General features: G+C 75.2%; 11 protein-coding genes. All 11 read left to right on the top strand.

What is annotated here, in order from left to right; all coding sequences use genetic code 11:
- Positions 1-62 precede the first annotated feature (62 nt).
- The 11 genes from ASF50_RS09605 (at position 63) to carB (ending at position 16,852) form a co-directional block, all read left to right on the top strand.
- Positions 63-1,448: a dihydrolipoyl dehydrogenase family protein gene (locus ASF50_RS09605; protein ID WP_056904359.1), complete on the top strand. Its 1,386-nt coding sequence runs from the start codon at positions 63-65 to the stop codon at positions 1,446-1,448.
- Between the two features lie 102 nt (positions 1,449-1,550).
- The gene (locus ASF50_RS09600) at positions 1,551-2,369 is read left to right on the top strand and encodes a DUF1206 domain-containing protein (RefSeq protein ID WP_082503078.1); all 819 of its coding nucleotides are present in this window, start codon (positions 1,551-1,553) and stop codon (positions 2,367-2,369) included.
- A gap of 58 nt (positions 2,370-2,427) precedes the next feature.
- Positions 2,428-2,637, top strand: coding sequence for an I78 family peptidase inhibitor (locus ASF50_RS09595; RefSeq protein ID WP_056904357.1), 210 nt, complete (start codon positions 2,428-2,430; stop codon positions 2,635-2,637).
- A 113-nt stretch (positions 2,638-2,750) separates the two neighbouring features.
- Positions 2,751-4,241 (top strand): MinD/ParA family protein, encoded by a 1,491-nt coding sequence (locus tag ASF50_RS19650; RefSeq protein WP_056904356.1) that lies wholly within the window; start codon positions 2,751-2,753, stop codon positions 4,239-4,241.
- Positions 4,242-4,334: 93 nt separating this feature from the next.
- Complete coding sequence (locus ASF50_RS09585; protein ID WP_056904355.1) at positions 4,335-5,351, top strand: NADPH:quinone reductase; 1,017 nt, start codon at positions 4,335-4,337, stop codon at positions 5,349-5,351.
- A gap of 155 nt (positions 5,352-5,506) precedes the next feature.
- Positions 5,507-6,133, top strand: a complete 627-nt coding sequence (gene pyrR / locus ASF50_RS09580; RefSeq protein ID WP_056904354.1) for a bifunctional pyr operon transcriptional regulator/uracil phosphoribosyltransferase PyrR — start codon at positions 5,507-5,509, stop codon at positions 6,131-6,133.
- Positions 6,130-7,158 carry an aspartate carbamoyltransferase catalytic subunit gene (locus ASF50_RS09575; protein WP_056904353.1) on the top strand — a complete coding sequence of 343 codons (1,029 nt, stop codon included), beginning with the start codon at positions 6,130-6,132 and terminating at the stop codon, positions 7,156-7,158. Before pyrR ends, ASF50_RS09575 begins: the two co-directional genes overlap by 4 nt.
- 2 nt (positions 7,159-7,160) lie before the next feature.
- A complete protein-coding gene (locus ASF50_RS09570) occupies positions 7,161-8,468 on the top strand; it encodes a dihydroorotase (RefSeq protein ID WP_235557681.1) in 1,308 nt (435 codons plus the stop codon).
- 893 nt (positions 8,469-9,361) lie between these two features.
- Entirely contained in the window at positions 9,362-12,193 is a 2,832-nt protein-coding gene (hrpB, locus tag ASF50_RS09565; protein WP_414855737.1) for an ATP-dependent helicase HrpB, read from the top strand.
- A 131-nt stretch (positions 12,194-12,324) separates the two neighbouring features.
- Complete coding sequence (gene carA, locus ASF50_RS09560) at positions 12,325-13,509, top strand: glutamine-hydrolyzing carbamoyl-phosphate synthase small subunit (protein ID WP_056904350.1); 1,185 nt, start codon at positions 12,325-12,327, stop codon at positions 13,507-13,509.
- A gap of 1 nt (position 13,510) precedes the next feature.
- Entirely contained in the window at positions 13,511-16,852 is a 3,342-nt protein-coding gene (gene carB / locus ASF50_RS09555) for a carbamoyl-phosphate synthase large subunit (protein ID WP_056862790.1), read from the top strand.
- The last annotated feature ends 7 nt before the right edge of the window (positions 16,853-16,859 follow it).

Here is a 16,859-nt window from a genome sequence, read left to right as displayed (position 1 = left end):
CCCCCGCCCGGGTCCCACGATCGGGTGATCCGTGGGCCCGCCCGGGCGGGCAGGCTGGCGCCATGAGCGAAGAAGTGAGCGTCGACCTCGTCGTCATCGGCCTCGGCCCCGGGGGCGAGGCCCTCGCCACGGGTGCGGCGCAGGCGGGGCTGCGGGTCGTGGCCGTCGACAAGCACCTCGTCGGCGGCGAGTGCCCCTACTACGGCTGCATCCCCACCAAGATGATGGTGCGCGCCTCCGACGCGCTCGCCGAGGCCCACCGCGTCGGCGAGCTGGCCGGCGACGCGACCGTCGTGCCGTCGTGGTCGCCGGTGGCCCGCCGCATCGACACCGAGGCCACCACCGGCTGGGACGACCAGGTCGCGGTGGACCGGCTCGTCGACGCCGGCGCCACGGTGGTGCACGGCGTCGGCCGCCTCGACGGCACCGGTCGGGTGGTCGTCGAGGCTCCCGACGGCGGCCGCACCACCTACGTCGCGCAGCGCGGCGTCGTGCTCAACACCGGCACCCGCCCCGCGGAGCTGCCGATCGACGGGCTCGCGGGCACGCCGTACTGGACCAACCGTGACGTCGTGCGCCTCACCGAGCTCCCGGGCTCGGCCGTCGTGCTCGGCGGGGGGCCGATCGGCTGCGAGATGGCCCAGGTGCTCGCCCGCTTCGGGGTGCGCGTGACGATCGTGCAGCACGGCGAGCGTCTCGTGCCCGGTGACGAGCCCGAGGCCGGGCGGCTGCTGGAGGAGGTCTTCGCCGCCGAGGGGATCCGGGTGATGACCGGTGTCGAGACCACCTCGGTCTCCTACGCCGACGGTGCCTTCACCCTCGCCCTCGACGGGGAGGAGGGCGAGCGCCTGGTGGCCGACAAGCTGCTCGTGGCGGCCGGTCGCACCCCCAACCTCGACGACCTGGGCCTGGAGACGGTCGGCCTCGACCCCACCGCCCGCACCGTCGAGGTCGACGAGCGCCTGCGGGCGGGGGACCGGCTGTGGGCCATCGGCGACATCACCGGCCACGGGGCCTTCACCCACGTGTCGATGTACCAGTCGGCGATCGTGACCCGCGACATCACCGGCGAGGAGGGCCCGGCGGCCCGCTACCACGCCGTGCCCCACACCACCTTCACCGATCCCGAGGTCGGCGGCGTGGGCCTCACCGAGCAGCAGGCCCGCGACGCCGGCCTGCGCGTGCGCACGGGCAGTGCGCCGCTCGAGCAGTCCTCGCGCGGCTTCACCCACGGCCCGGGCGGCCGGGGGCTGGTCAAGGTGGTCGAGGACGCCGACCGCGGTGTGCTGGTGGGGGCCACCGCCATGGGCCCTGCCGGTGGGGAGATCCTCGGCCTGCTCGCACTGGCGGTGCACGCCGAGGTGCCGGTCGAGGTGATGCGCACGATGATCTACGCCTACCCGACCTTCCACCGCGCCGTCGAGACCGCCCTGGGCGACCTGTCCTGAGCCGACGCGGGCGCCCCGGGTCCGGGGGCGGGGAGGCTTCACCCTCACAGGTGGCCCAGGACCCGGGCGCGGAGGGCCCCGGAGGGTCTAGGTTCACCCCCCATGGGAGAGATGACGCGCAAGGCGGGCGACGCCACCGACCGGGCCGAGTCCAGCGACTGGCTCGACCACGCGGTGCGGGCGGGGCTCGTCGCCTACGGCGTGGTGCACCTGATGATCGCCTGGATCGCGCTCCAGCTCGCGCTGGGCGACCAGAGCGGCTCGGCGTCGAGCACGGGCGCGCTGCAGCAGCTGACCGACGAGCCCTTCGGTGAGCTGGCGATCTGGCTGATCGCGATCGGCATGCTGCTGCTCGTCGTGTGGCGCGTCCTCGAGGCCGTCGGGGGGCACCGCGGCGAGGAGGGCAAGGACCTCTGGCTCAAGCGGGCCTCCTCGGTGCTCAAGGGCGTCATCTACGCCGTGATCGGGTGGAGCGCCGTCAAGGTCGCGACCGGATCGGGCTCCAAGGGCGGCTCCGACGACACCACCGCCACGGTGATGAACATGTCGGGTGGGCAGTTCATGGTCGGCCTCGCCGGCGTGCTCGTCATCGCCTACGGCGTGGGTCAGATCGTGCGTGCCTGGACCGAGAAGTTCCGCGAGCACCTCACGGCGGAGGGCAAGAGCGGTGAGGCCGGGACGGCCTACATCTGGTTCGGCAAGGCCGGCTACGCCGCCAAGGGCGTCGCCATCGGCATCGTCGGCGGGCTCTTCCTCTACGCCGCCTACACCCACCAGGCCAAGAAGTCCGGCGGGCTCGACCAGGCCCTCCACAAGGTGCTGCAGCAGCCCTACGGCCCCGTGATGCTCGGCGTCATCGCCGTCGGCATCGGCTGCTACGGGCTCTTCTGCTTCGCCCGCGCGCGTCACCTCTCACGCTGACGTCGCCGGGACCGCGGGGTCGGGCCGACCCGGTCGCCGCACCGGGCATGCTGGGGCGATGACCTCCACGCCCCCGCCGGTCGACCCGACCCCGCCGACCGGGCTCGTCGGCCTCACCGCCACCGACGCCGTCAGCGAGCTCGACGCCGCCGGACGCCCCCACCGCCTGCTGCGCCCGGGCACGATGCGCACCCTCGACTTCCGCCCCGACCGGGTCAACCTGCTCCTCGACGAGGACGACGTGGTCGTCGAGGTCACCCTCGGCTAGACATCACGGCCAGGCATCACGGCCAGGGCGCCGGCGCCCGCGGCACGAGCGGGTGTGACACGGGCGGGTGGTGGGAAGGAGACCGGCACGCCGCACCGTCTCTCGGAGGACCCATGACGCAGCCGCAGCCGCACGACCCCCGGCCCGCGACCCAGCCCGGACCCCCTCCCGGGTCGCGCCCCGAGTCCGCCGACGCCAGCGACCGGCCCCACCGGCCGGAGGACCTCGTGGCCCACGCCGCCGACCGTGCGCCGGCCTCCGACCGCAGCGGGCCGCCCCCGGGCGACGGCGCCCCGGTCACCGACCACCTGGCCGACCCCCTGGGGGACCCCCTGACCGACCCCGTGGCCGACCCCGTGGCCGACCCCCTGACCGACCCCCTGGCCACTCCGCCCGACGTGTCCCCGTCCGACCCGTCGGCCGGCCCGGTGAGGGACGCCGACCGACCGCCTGCCGGCCCCCCGCCCGCCGTGGGTCCGCCGCAGTGGACGCCGACCTCGCCACCACCGGCCCCCCTCGCCGCCTCGCCGGCCCCGCCACCGTCCTCCCCGCCCGCTGGCCCGCCCGCCGGCCCGCAGGCCGGCCCGGCGCCGACGGTCGCGCCGACCGCCCCGCCGGCCACCGCGGGCGAGGCGGGCGCCGGCGGCGCACCGGCGCAGCCGCGACGCTTCATGTCGGCCACCGACTTCCTCGACCGCCGCGCCGACGTCGCCGACCACGGGCCGGCCACGTGGGGCTGGCGCGGACGGGTGCGCCGGTGGAGCGGCGGACTCCTCAGCCCGGCCATGGGCCGCGCGGAGGCAGCCCACGAGCGCGACCGCGCCGCGGTGCAGCGCGAGCTCTCGGGCCCGCGCACCATCGCCTTCGTCAACCCCAAGGGCGGGGCCGCCAAGACCACCGGCGTGCTGGCGGCGGGCTACACCTTCGGCACCGTGCGGGGCGGGGGAGTCGTGGCCTGGGACAACAACGAGACCCGGGGCACGCTGGGCATCCGGGGCACCCGCGGCCACCACCGCAACACCACCCGCGAGCTGCTCGGCGACCTCGGCCGCTTCGACGACGTCGCGCAGTCGCGCATCGGCGACCTGGGGTCCTACGTCCGCACCCAGGGCGACGCCCACTTCGACGTACTGGCCTCCGACGAGCGGGCCGACGTCACCGGCACGATCCGCGCCGACGACTTCGCCGCCGTCCACGGGCTGCTCGAGCGCTTCTACCGGATCCTGCTCGTCGACACCGGCAACAACATGCGCGCCGAGAACTGGCTGGCCGCAGCCGCGGCCGCCGACCTGCTGGTGGTCACCAGCACCGTGCGGGAGGACACCGGCTACAGCGGGCTCTGGATGCTCGACGCCCTCCAGGACGCCGGTCACCCCGACCTCAAGCACAAGACGGTGACCGTGCTCTCCGACCCCTCCCCGAAGGTCGACGCGGCCTTGGCGCGCGACCTCGTCGACGTCTACGAGCAGCGCACCCGCGCGGTCTACCGCGTGCCCTACGACCCCGCGCTCGTCTCCGGCTCCGTCGTGCCCTACGCCCGGTTGTCCCAGGAGACCCGGCGCGCCTGGCTCACCGCCTGCGCCGGCATGGCCGCGACCCTGTGAGCCCGGCGGACACCGCCACCGGCCGCGAGGGCCCGGCGGGGGCCTGAGGCCCTCCACGGGAACAAGTCCCGTGCCCGGGGCGCTACGCCCTCCATGCGAGCAGTCGTCTACAGCAAGCCCGGTCCCTCCTCCGTCCTCGAGGTCGTCGAGCGCGACCTGCCCGAGCCCGGGCCCGGCGAGGTCCGGGTCCGCCTGGTGCGGGCGGGGGTCAACCCCACGGACTGGAAGTTCCGCGCCAACGGCATGAACGGCGACTTCACCGAGGTCGCCCCTGGTCAGGACGGTGCCGGCGTCGTCGACGCCGTCGGCGAGGGCGTCACCACCCACGCCGTCGGCGACCGGGTCTGGCTGGTCCTGGCCCAGTCGGGTCGCGGCCTCGGTACGTCGACCCAGCACACCGTGCAGCTTGCCGAGCGCGTCGTGCCGCTGCCCGAGGGCGCGTCCTTCGACCTCGGTGCCTCCCTCGGCGTCCCCGCGGTCACCGCCCACCGGGCGCTCACCGCGGGGGAGACCACCACGCGTCTGGCACCGGGCTCGATGGCCGGACAGACCGTGCTGGTCGCCGGCGGGGCCGGTGCGGTCGGCAACGCCGCGATCCAGCTGGCCGTCTGGGCCGGCGCCACCGTGGTCACCACGGTCAGCGGTGAGGAGAAGGCCGACCTGGCCCGCGCGGCCGGAGCCCACCACATCGTCAACTACCGCACCTCCGACGCCGCCGCCGAGATCCGGGCGGTCGCGCCCGAGGGCGTCGACCTGGTCGTGGAGGTGGCCCTGGCGCAGAACGTCGGCCTCGACGTCGAGGTGCTCCGCAACCGCGGCACCCTGGCCTACTACGCCGACAACGGCGGGGCCGAGGCGACCGTGCCGGTGCGGGCCACCTTCGCCAAGAACCTGCGCCTGCAGGGCCTGCTGCTCTACACCCTGGGCGCCGACCTCGTGCAGGCCGCCGCCGAGGACGTCACCGCGGCCGTGTCCGCCGGTGCCCTGCGCGTGGGTGCGGAGGCCGGCGTGCCGCTGCACCACTACCCGCTGGAGGAGACGGGCGCCGCGCACGACGCCGTCGAGGGCGGCGCCGTCGGCAAGGTCCTGCTCGACATCGCCGAGGCCTGAGCCCGCCCGGGGCCCGGAGCCCTGGCGCCCTGGAGCACCTGCCGGCCGCCGGGTCCGACGTCGCGGCGTCGGACCCTGCGGCTGCTAGTGTCGGCGCCGATCGACATCCTTTAACGAGCCGTCCCGTGAGGCGGAGAAGGAGGTCCGGCGGCACCGTGTGCGCCCAGCCTGCAGCACCCGACGACCCGACGGCCGGAGGCCGCGTCGTCCTCGACGCCCGTGACATCGCCCGGGCACTGACCCGGATCTCCCACGAGATCCTCGAGCGCAACAAGGGCGGCGCCGACCTCGTCCTGCTGGGCATCCCGAGCCGCGGCGTGCCACTGGCGCAGCGCATCGCCGAGCGCCTCGCCGCGGTCGAGGGCACCGAGGTGCCGGTGGGCTCGCTCGACGTCACGATGTACCGCGACGACCTGCGCCTCAAGCCGGCCCGCGCGCTGCTCCCCACCCAGATCCCGCCCGGCGGCATCGACGGGCGCACCGTGGTGCTGGTCGACGACGTGCTCTTCTCCGGGCGCACCATCCGCGCGGCGCTCGACGCCCTCGGCGACATCGGCCGCCCGCGCGCGGTGCGGCTGGCCGTGCTCGTCGACCGCGGTCACCGCGAGCTGCCCATCCGGGCCGACTTCGTGGGCAAGAACCTGCCCACCTCGCTGGTCGAGCGCGTCAGCGTGAGGCTCGAGGGCGTCGACGACCTCGACGCGGTCACCATCACCGGGCCGCCCCCCGGCCTGGGCGACCAGACCGGCGAGCAGACCGGCGGCGCGGGGGTGGGGGCGTGAAGCGGCACCTGCTCAGCGCGGCCGACCTGACCCGCGACGACGCGGAGCTGGTGCTCCGCACGGCGGCCGAGCTCCGCTCGCTGGCCGACCGGCCGATCAAGAAGCTCCCCGCTCTTCGCGGGCGCACCGTGGTCAACCTCTTCTTCGAGGACTCCACCCGCACCCGCATCTCCTTCGAGGCCGCGGCCAAGCGCCTCAGCGCCGACGTCATCAACTTCGCCGCCAAGGGCTCCAGCGTGTCCAAGGGCGAGAGCCTCAAGGACACCGCGCTGACGCTGGAGGCGATGGGGGCCGACGCCGTGGTGGTGCGTCACGGCGCCAGTGGTGCACCCCACCGCCTCGCCCACTCGGGCTGGGTCCGCTCCAGCGTGGTCAACGCCGGCGACGGTACCCACGAGCACCCCACCCAGGCGCTCCTCGACGCCTTCACCCTCACCCGCCACCTCGGTGCGGCCGACGGCGGCGGGCTCGACGGGCGGCGGGTGGCCATCGTGGGCGACGTCCTGCACAGCCGGGTCGCGCGCTCCAACGCGCTGCTGCTGCAGACCCTCGGCGCGGAGGTCACGCTCGTGGCGCCCCCGACGCTGATGCCGGTGGGCGTCGGCTCGTGGCCGGTCGAGACGTCCTACGACCTCGACGCGGTGCTGCCGAAGGCCGACGCCGTGATGATGCTGCGCGTGCAGCGCGAGCGGATGAGCGGGGGCTTCTTCCCGACCCCGCGCGAGTACTCGCGCCGCTACGGCCTCGACGGTCGCCGGATGGCCACGCTGCAGGACCACGCCATCGTGATGCACCCCGGTCCGATGGTGCGCGGCATGGAGATCACCGCCGACGTCGCCGACTCCCCGCGCTCGGTCATCGTCGAGCAGGTCACCAACGGCGTGGCCGTGCGGATGGCGGTGCTCTACCTCCTCCTCAGCGGCGCCGACCTCTCCGCCGACGGACCCGCCGGCCTCCCGGGCGGCCCCGGCAGCCCCGGGACCGCCGACGCCCCGCTCCTCCCGACAGAAAGCGCACCCGCGTGACGATGTACCTGCTCCGCAACGCCTCGATCCTCGGCGGCGAGACCACCGACCTGCTGCTCGCCGACGGCGTGGTGGCCGCGGTCGGCCCCGACCTGGCCGCCGGCCCCGGGGCCGACGGCGCGACGGTGGTCGACGCCACCGGCCTCCTCGCGCTGCCCGGACTGGTCGACCTGCACACCCACCTGCGCGAGCCGGGCCGGGAGGACGCCGAGACCGTCGACACCGGCACCCGTGCCGCGGCGATGGGCGGCTTCACCGCCGTGCACGCCATGGCCAACACCGAGCCGGTCGCCGACACCGCCGGCGTCGTCGAGCAGGTGTGGCGCCTGGGCCGCGAGGCCGGTCACTGCGACGTCTTCCCGGTCGGCGCGGTCACCGTCGGGCTGGCCGGCGAGCGGCTGGCCGAGCTCGGCGCGATGGCCGACTCCGCCGCCCGGGTGCGGGTCTTCTCCGACGACGGCCGGTGCGTGAGCGACGCGGTGCTGATGCGACGCGCGCTGGAGTACGTCAAGGCCTTCGACGGCGTCGTCGCCCAGCACGCCCAGGAGCCGCGCCTGACCGAGGGGGCGCAGATGAACGAGGGCGAGCTCTCGGGCCGCCTCGGCCTCACCGGTTGGCCGGCGGTGGCCGAGGAGGCGATCATCGCCCGCGACTGCCTGCTCGCCGCCCACGTCGGCTCGCGGCTGCACGTGTGCCACGTGTCGACCGCCGGGTCGGTGCAGATCGTGCGCGAGGCCAAGGCCCGCGCCGCGCGTGAGGGCGGCTGGGAGGTCACCGCCGAGGTGTGCCCCCACCACCTGCTCCTCACCGACGAGCTCGCCGCGACCTACGACCCGATCTACAAGGTCAACCCGCCGCTGCGCACCGCGGCCGACGTCGAGGCGCTGCGCGCCGGACTGGCCGACGGCACGATCGACGTCGTGGCCACCGACCACGCCCCGCACCCCCACGAGGACAAGGACTGCGAGTGGGCCGCGGCGGCCTTCGGCATGCTGGGCCTCGAGACCGCGCTGTCGATCGTGCAGGAGACGATGGTCGACACTGGGCTGCTCGACTGGGCCGGCGTCGCCGAGCGGATGTCGGCCGCGCCCGCGCGGATCGGCCGGCTCGCCGAGCACGGTCAGCCCCTCGCGGTCGGCGCCCCGGCCAACGTCGTGCTCTACGACCCCGCCGTACGTCGCGTCGTCGACCCCGCGACATCGGCGTCGCTGTCGCGCAACACCCCCTACCGCGGCATGGAGCTGCCCGGCCGGGTCGTGGCGACGTTCCTGCGCGGCACCCCGACCGTGCTCGACGGCGCCCTGGTCTGAGCCGGCCGGGCCGCACGCAGGGCCCCGACCGGTCGAGCGCGTCGGGGCGCCCGGGGCGCCCGGGCGCCCGGGCGGGCGGCGGTGCGCCCCGACCCCTGCCGCGGTGCGGTGGTCGAACGTCCGTGTCACCGGAGCGTGGTGCCTCGGCGCCTCTGGGGCCTCGGGGGCGTGTGGTGAAGCCGGCGCTGGTCGGCGCGCGGGTTGATCGAACGTTCGTTCAACCAGGACGTGGTCTGCTGCCGCGGGCTGCTGGCCGCCGCCTCTCGCGACCGCTGCGGCTCCTCGTGCGGGGGAGCCGGCGTGGCTGCCGTCGCGGATCGGCCGAGGGAGCGGCGGAGCGGGCGCCTGTCGGCGCGCGGGTTGATCGAACGTTCGTTCAACCAGGACGTGGTCTGCCGCCGCGGGGGTGCTGGCCGCCGCCTCTCGCGACCGCTGCGGCCCCTCGTGCGGGGGAGCCGGCGTGGCTGCCGTCGCGGATCGGCCGAGCGTGCGGCGGAGCGGGCGCCGGTCGGCGCGCGGGTTGATCGAACGTTCGTTCAACCAGAACGTGGTCTGCCGCCGCGGGGGTGCTGGCCGCCGCCTCTCGCGACCGCTGCGGCCCCTCGTGCGGCGGAGCTGGCGCCGCTGCCGTCGCGGATCGGCCGAGCGTGCGGCGGAGCGGGCGCCGGTCGGCGCGCGGGTTGATCGAACGTTCGATCAACCAGAACGCGGTCTCGTGCCGCGGGCTGCTGGCCGCCGCCTCTCGCGACCGCTGCGGCCCCTCGTGCGGCGGAGCCGGCGTGGCTGCCGTCGCGGATCGGCCGAGCGTGCGGTCGACCCGAGCGCGGCCCTCGCGGGGAGGGCCTGAGCGACGGGAGGCCCGTCCCGCTCGCGCGGCACGAGACACTGTGCCGGTGAGCGACCCGATCCGGCGACTGCTGGCCCACCCGCCAGACCTCCCGGTGGTCGCGGGGCTGCCCGCGCTGCGCGTCGCGCTGGAGGACCACGGCGCCGCGGTGGTGCAGGCGCCGCCCGGCACCGGCAAGACCACCCTGGTGCCGCCGCTGGTCGCCGACCTCCTGGGCGGCGGGGGCGGTCGCGTCGTGGTGACCCAGCCGCGCCGCATCGCCGCACGCGCCGCGGCCCGGCGTCTGGCCCACCTGCTCGGTGAGCCCGTGGGGGAGACGGTCGGCTACACGGTGCGGGGCGAGCGACGCGCCGGACCCTCCACGCGGGTCGAGGTGGTCACCACCGGGGTGCTGCTGCGGCGGCTCCAGCGCGACCCCGACCTGCCCGGGGTCGGTGCGGTGGTGCTCGACGAGGTGCACGAGCGCCACCTCGACGGTGACCTGACGCTCGCCCTGCTCGTCGACGTCCGGCAGAACCTGCGCGAGGACCTGCTGCTCGTGGCGATGTCCGCGACCGTCGAGGCGACCCGCACGGCCGCGCTCCTCGGCCCCGAGGCCCACCACCCCGAGGCCCACCACCCCGAGGCCGACCACCGCGAGGCCGACCACCGCGAGGTCCACCACCGCGAGGTCCACCACCGCGAGGCCCACCACCCCGAGGCCCGCCACCCCACGGACGAGTCCGACGGCACGGGCGCTGTGCCGTCGCACCAGGGTCCCGGCGACGACAGCGACGACAGCGACGACAGCGACGACAGCGACAGCAGCGAGAGCAGCGCCGACGACGGCGGCGACGCCAGCGACGAGGGCGCCCCGCGCGGCGCAGGTGCGGGGTCGCCCGGCGCCGTCAGCACCGCCGTGCCGGTGGTGGACGTGCCCGGCGCGCTCCACCCGGTGCAGCGCCGCTGGTGCCCGCCACCGCCCGCCGTGCGCCGCGCCGACGACCGCGGGGTGACCCCGGCCTTCCTCGACCACGTGGCCGCGACGACCCGCCTCGCGCTCGCCGAGCACCCGGGCGACGTGCTGGTCTTCGTGCCGGGCGTCGCGGAGGTCGACGGCGTCGTGCGCCGGCTCGCGGCCGCGGCTGCCGCGGCCGGGGTCGACGTCCGTCCGCTGCACGGTCGCCTGCCGGCCGTCGAGCAGGACCGGGCGCTGAGCCCGGGGGAGCGCCGCCGCGTCGTGGTGTCGACCGCGGTCGCGGAGTCGTCGCTCACGGTGCCGGGGGTGCGCGTGGTGGTCGACGCCGGGCTGTCGCGCGAGCCGCGCACCGACCACGCGCGCGGTCTGGCCGGCCTGGTCACGGTGCGGGTGAGCCGCGCCGGCGCCGAGCAGCGGGCCGGACGCGCCGGCCGCGAGGCCGCCGGGGCGGTGCTGCGCTGCTGGTCGGAGGCCGAGAACGCCCACCTCGAGGCCCACCCGCAGCCGGAGATCCTCACCGCCGACCTCACGGCCCTCGCCCTGGAGCTCGCCGTGTGGGGCGTCCCCGACGGCGCCGGCCTCGCCCTCCTCGATCCGCCCCCGCCCGGTCCGCTCGCGCTGGCCCGCGCCACCCTCGCCGGCCTCGGCGCCGTCGACGACGCCGGAGCCGTCACCGCTCGTGGGCGCGCGATCGCCGGGGTGCCCGCCGACCCCCGGCTCGCGCGGGCCCTGCTCGACGGCGCCGCGGTGGTGGGGGCCCGCCGGGCCGCCGAGGTGGTGGCCCTCCTGGCCGACGACGTCCGGGCCCCCGGCGGCGACCTGGTCGCAGCGCTGCGTGCCGTACGCCGGGGCGGCCCGGCCTCGGCCGCGTGGCGCACCACAGCCGAGCGGCTGCGGGCCTCCCTGCCCGCCGACCACGGTGGCGGCGCCGCGGCCCCGTCGCTGACCGACGACCTCGCCGTGGGCGCGGTCGTCGCCCTGGCCCAGCCCGACCGGATCGCCCGCAAGCGGGCCGGCTCGGAGGCCTACGTCATGGTCGGCGGCACCGGGGCGGTGCTGGGCCGGGGCGAGTCGGCCCTGCGCGGGCTGGAGTGGCTCGCGGTGGCGGGCGTCGACCGCCGCCCGGGCCAGCGCGACGCCACCGTCCGCTCCGCGGCCCCGCTCGACGAGGACCTGGCGCTCGAGGCGGCCGCGCCGGTGTGGCGCGAGGAGGACGACGTGCGTTGGGAGCAGGGTCGGGTGCGGGCCCGCCGGGTGACCCGGCTCGGGGCCGTCGAGCTGGCCAGCAGCACCCTGGCCCGGCCGCCCGCCGAGCTCGTCGCGGCCGCGGTGCGCGACGGGCTGCGCCGCGACGGTCTCGCGGCCCTGCCCTGGTCGGAGGCAGCGCACGCCCTGCGCCGACGACTGGCCTTCCTGCGCACCGCGGTGGGGGAGCCGTGGCCCGACGTCTCCGACGCCGCGCTGCTGGAGTCCGCGGAGTCCTGGCTGGGCCCGGAGCTGGCCCGCGTGCGCACGGCACGCGACCTGGCCCGCGTCGACGTCCTGGGCGCGCTGCGCCGGCTGCTGCCGTGGCCGCAGGCCGGGCGTCTCGACGAGATGGCGCCCGAGCGGCTCACGGTGCCCAGCGGGTCGGCGGTGCGCCTGGACTACGAGGGGGACCAGCCGGTGCTCGCCGTGCGCGTGCAGGAGGCCTTCGGGTGGGCCGAGACCCCACGGGTGGCCGACGGGCGGGTGCCCGTGCTGGTGCACCTGCTCTCCCCGGCCCGTCGCCCGGTCGCGGTCACCGCCGACCTCGCGTCCTTCTGGGCCACCGGCTATCCCGCCGTGCGCGCCGAGCTGCGCGGGCGCTACCCGAAGCACGCCTGGCCCGACGACCCCTGGAGCGCGCCCGCCACCCGCGGCACGGGTCGGCGCCGCTGACCCGGCCCGGAGCCGGGGGACGCGCCACGGCCCGGACACCGGCCCGGGTCACGGGCCGTCCGCTGCTAGGCTCGGCGCCGCTCGAACATCCTTTAACGATCCGTCCCGTGAGGCGGAGAAGGAGGTACGGCGTGCCCACGCATGCCCCCGCGGTGCTCGTCCTCGAGGACGGCCGCACGTTCCACGGCGAGGCCTTCGGAGCCGAGGGCGAGACCTTCGGCGAGGCCGTCTTCAACACCGGCATGACCGGCTACCAGGAGACGCTCACCGACCCGTCCTACCACCGCCAGGTCGTCGTGATGACCGCCCCTCACGTGGGCAACACCGGCGTCAACGACGAGGACCCCGAGTCCCGCCGCATCTGGGTCGCGGGCTACGTCGTGCGCGACCCCGCCCGCGTGCCGAGCAGCTGGCGCAGCCGCCGCACCCTCGACGAGGAGCTGGCCGCCCAGGGCGTCGTCGGCATCTCCGGCGTCGACACCCGCGCCCTGACCCGCCACCTGCGTGAGCGGGGGGCGATGCGCGTGGGCATCTCCACCACCGAGAGCGACCCCGCCGCCCTCCTCGAGCGCGTGCGCGCCTCGGGCGAGATGGCCGGCAGCGAGCTGGCCGGCGAGGTCTCGACGACCGAGGCCTACGTCGTGCCCGCGGTCGGCGAGCGCCGGCTGAGGGTCGCCGCCCTCGACCTCGGCATCAAGACGATGACCCCCCACCGCATGGCCGAGCGCGGCATCGAGGTGCACGTGCTGCCGGCGACCTCGACCCTCGAGGACGTGCTCGCGGTGAGCCCCGACGGGCTCTTCTACTCCAACGGCCCCGGCGACCCGGCGGCCACCACCCGCCAGGTCGAGCTGCTGCAGGCCGCGCTCGACGCGGGCGTGCCGTACTTCGGGATCTGCTTCGGCAACCAGCTCTTCGGGCGGGCCCTGGGCCTGGGCACCTTCAAGCTGGTCTACGGCCACCGCGGCATCAACCAGCCCGTGATGGACCGCACCACCGGCAAGGTCGAGGTCACCGCCCACAACCACGGCTTCGCCGTGGCCTGGCCCGAGGGCGTGGGCCACGACGAGGCGTTCGCGACCCGCTGGGGCCCGGCCTCGGTGAGCCACGTGTGCCTCAACGACGACGTCGTCGAGGGCCTCGAGCTGCGCTCGCCCGACGGCGACCTGCTCGGCTTCTCGGTGCAGTACCACCCCGAGGCCGCGGCCGGCCCGCACGACGCGGCTTACCTCTTCGACCGCTTCGTCGACCTCATGCAGTCCCGGGGCCGGCCCGCCGCCGGGTCCGCCACCGCCGCGAGCACGGGAGGCAACTGACATGCCCAAGCGCGAGGACATCACGAGCGTCCTGGTCATCGGCTCCGGGCCGATCATCATCGGCCAGGCCTGCGAGTTCGACTACTCCGGCACCCAGGCCTGCCGGGTGCTCAAGGACGAGGGCATCCGCGTCGTCCTCGTCAACTCCAACCCGGCGACGATCATGACCGACCCGGAGTTCGCCGACGCCACCTACGTCGAGCCGATCACCCCGGAGTTCGTCGAGAAGGTCATCGCCAAGGAGCGTCCCGACGCCCTGCTGGCGACCCTCGGGGGCCAGACCGCGCTCAACGCCGCGATGGCGCTCGACGCTGCCGGGGTGCTGGAGAAGTACGACGTCGAGCTCATCGGCGCCTCCATCGAGGCCATCGACCGCGGCGAGAACCGCCAGGTGTTCAAGAGGATCGTCGAGGACCTCGGCGGCGAGGTGGCGGGCTCGATGATCTGCCACACGATGGACGACTGCTTCGCCGCGGTCGAGCGCTTCGGCTACCCCATCGTCGTGCGGCCCTCCTTCACCATGGGCGGCACCGGCTCGGGCATCGCCTTCGACGAGTCCGACCTGCGTCGCATCGCCGGCTCCGGCCTCGCCGCCAGCCCGACCACCGAGGTGCTCCTCGAGGAGTCGATCCTCGGCTGGAAGGAGTACGAGCTCGAGGTCATGCGCGACACCGCCGACAACGTGGTCATCATCTGCTCCATCGAGAACCTCGACCCGATGGGCGTGCACACCGGTGACTCCATCACGGTCGCGCCGGCGATGACGCTCACCGACCGCGAGTACCAGCACATGCGCGACATGGCCATCGGCATCATCCGCGAGGTCGGCGTCGACACCGGCGGCTGCAACATCCAGTACGCCGTCAACCCGCGCGACGGACGGCTCGTCGTCATCGAGATGAACCCCCGCGTCTCGCGCTCCAGCGCCCTGGCCTCCAAGGCCACCGGCTACCCGATCGCCAAGATCGCCGCGAAGGTGGCCATCGGCTACACCCTCGACGAGATCCCCAACGACATCACTACCCGCCCCGACGGCACCAGCACCCCGGCCTCCTTCGAGCCCACCCTCGACTACGTCGTCACCAAGGTGCCGCGCTTCGCCTTCGAGAAGTTCCCCGGCGCCGACCCGGCCCTGACCACCCACATGAAGTCGGTGGGCGAGGCGATGGCGATCGGACGCAGCTTCACCGAGTCGCTGCAGAAGGCGCTGCGCTCCCTGGAGTCCACCGACGCCGTCTTCGACTGGCACCAGGAGCACGTCGAGCTCGACAAGGCCGCGCTGCTCGAGGTCATCGCGACACCCCACGACGGTCGTCTGCGCAAGGTCATGGACGCCATCCGCGCCGGCGCGACGCCCGAGGAGATCTTCGAGGCCACCGGCATCGACCCGTGGTTCGTCGACCAGCTCGCCCTCATCAACGAGGTCGCCGTCGAGGTCACCGCGGCCGAGGAGCTCACCCCGGCCCTGCTGCGCCGGGCCAAGCGGCACGGCTTCTCCGACGCCCAGATCGGCAAGATCCGCGGCATGAGCGCCGACGTCGTGCGCGGCGTGCGTCACGCGCTCGGCATCCGCCCGGTCTACAAGACCGTCGACACCTGCGCCGCGGAGTTCGCGGCGGCCACGCCGTACCACTACTCCTCCTACGACGAGGAGACCGAGGTGCTGCCGCGCGAGCGCGAGGCCGTGGTCATCCTCGGCTCCGGGCCCAACCGCATCGGCCAGGGCATCGAGTTCGACTACTCCTGCGTGCACGCCTCGCTGGCGCTCTCCGAGGCCGGCTACGACACCGTCATGGTCAACTGCAACCCCGAGACGGTCTCCACCGACTACGACACCTCCGACCGGCTCTACTTCGAGCCGCTCACGCTCGAGGACGTGCTCGAGGTCGTCCACGCCGAGATGGCCGCGGGTCCCGTCGCCGGCGTCATCTGCCAGCTCGGCGGCCAGACCCCGCTCGGCCTGGCCCAGGGCCTGGCCGCCGCGGGCGTGCCGATCGTCGGCACCTCGCCCGACGCCATCGACCTGGCCGAGGAGCGCGGCGCCTTCGGGCGGGTGCTCGCCGAGGCCGGTCTGGTGGCCCCCAAGCACGGCACCGCCACCTCCTTCCCCGAGGCCCAGCGCATCGCCGCCGAGATCGGCTACCCCGTCCTCGTGCGGCCCTCCTACGTGCTCGGCGGGCGCGGCATGGAGATCGTCTACGGCGACGAGTCGCTCCAGGCCTACCTGGAGAAGTACGTCGCCGCCGGCCTCATCAGCCGCGCCGCGCCCGTGCTGGTCGACCGCTTCCTCGACGACGCCGTCGAGATCGACGTCGACGCGCTCTACGACGGCACCGAGCTCTACCTCGGCGGCGTCATGGAGCACATCGAGGAGGCCGGCATCCACTCCGGCGACTCCTCCTGCGCGCTGCCCCCGATCACCCTCGGCGAGCACGAGGTGGCCCGCATCCGCGAGGCCACCGAGGCCATCGCCGCGGGCGTGGGCGTGCGCGGCCTGCTCAACATCCAGTTCGCGCTGGGCTCCGACATCCTCTACGTCCTCGAGGCCAACCCGCGCGCCTCGCGCACCGTGCCCTTCGTGTCGAAGGCGACCTCGACCCCGCTGGCCAAGGCCGCCGCGCGCATCATGCTCGGCGAGAGCGTGGCCTCGCTGCGCGCCGCCGGCGTGCTGCGCTCCGAGGGCGACGGCGGCAGCCTGCCGCCCGACCAGCCCATCGCGGTCAAGGAGGCGGTCATGCCCTTCAACCGCTTCCGCACCGCCGACGGCTCCCAGGTCGACACCGTGCTCGGCCCGGAGATGAAGTCCACCGGCGAGGTGATGGGCCTCGACCGCGACTTCGGCACGGCCTTCTCCAAGTCGCAGGCCGCGGCCTTCGGCCCGCTGCCCACCGAGGGCAAGGTCTTCGTCTCGATGGCCAACCGCGACAAGCGCTCCATGATCTTCCCGGTCAAGGTGCTCGCCGACCTCGGCTTCGAGATCCTCGCCACCCAGGGCACCGCCGAGGTGCTGCGCCGCAACGGCGTGGCCTGCACCGTCGTGCGCAAGCACTTCGAGGGCCCGGGCCCGCAGGGGGAGAAGACCACCGTCCAGCTCATCCACGACGGTGAGATCCAGCTCATCGTCAACACCCCCTACGGCGCCGGCGGGGGCGGTCAGGCCCGCCTCGACGGCTACGAGATCCGCACCGCCGCCGTCATGGCCAACGTCCCGTGCATCACCACGGTCCAGGGCCTCGGCGCGGCCGTGCAGGGCATCGAGGCGATGCGCCGCGGCGACATCGGGGTGCGCAGCCTGCAGGAGTGGGCCCAGGTCACCCAGCACGAGTCGCAGCGGGGCCGGTGAGGCCCCC

This window comes from Nocardioides sp. Leaf307 (assembly GCF_001423135.1).
Classification (GTDB): Bacteria; Actinomycetota; Actinomycetes; order Propionibacteriales; family Nocardioidaceae; genus Nocardioides; species Nocardioides kribbensis.
Note: the sequence above shows the minus strand (reverse complement) of the source record. Positions and strands in the feature narration are given on the sequence as shown.

Coding starts and splice junctions, on each gene's coding strand:
- ASF50_RS09605 (WP_056904359.1), top strand. CDS start 63: ATGAGCGAAGAAGTGAGCGTCGACCTCGTCGTCATCGGCCTCGGCCCC.
- ASF50_RS09600 (WP_082503078.1), top strand. CDS start 1,551: ATGGGAGAGATGACGCGCAAGGCGGGCGACGCCACCGACCGGGCCGAG.
- ASF50_RS09595 (WP_056904357.1), top strand. CDS start 2,428: ATGACCTCCACGCCCCCGCCGGTCGACCCGACCCCGCCGACCGGGCTC.
- ASF50_RS19650 (WP_056904356.1), top strand. CDS start 2,751: ATGACGCAGCCGCAGCCGCACGACCCCCGGCCCGCGACCCAGCCCGGA.
- ASF50_RS09585 (WP_056904355.1), top strand. CDS start 4,335: ATGCGAGCAGTCGTCTACAGCAAGCCCGGTCCCTCCTCCGTCCTCGAG.
- ASF50_RS09570 (WP_235557681.1), top strand. CDS start 7,161: ATGTACCTGCTCCGCAACGCCTCGATCCTCGGCGGCGAGACCACCGAC.
- carB (WP_056862790.1), top strand. CDS start 13,511: ATGCCCAAGCGCGAGGACATCACGAGCGTCCTGGTCATCGGCTCCGGG.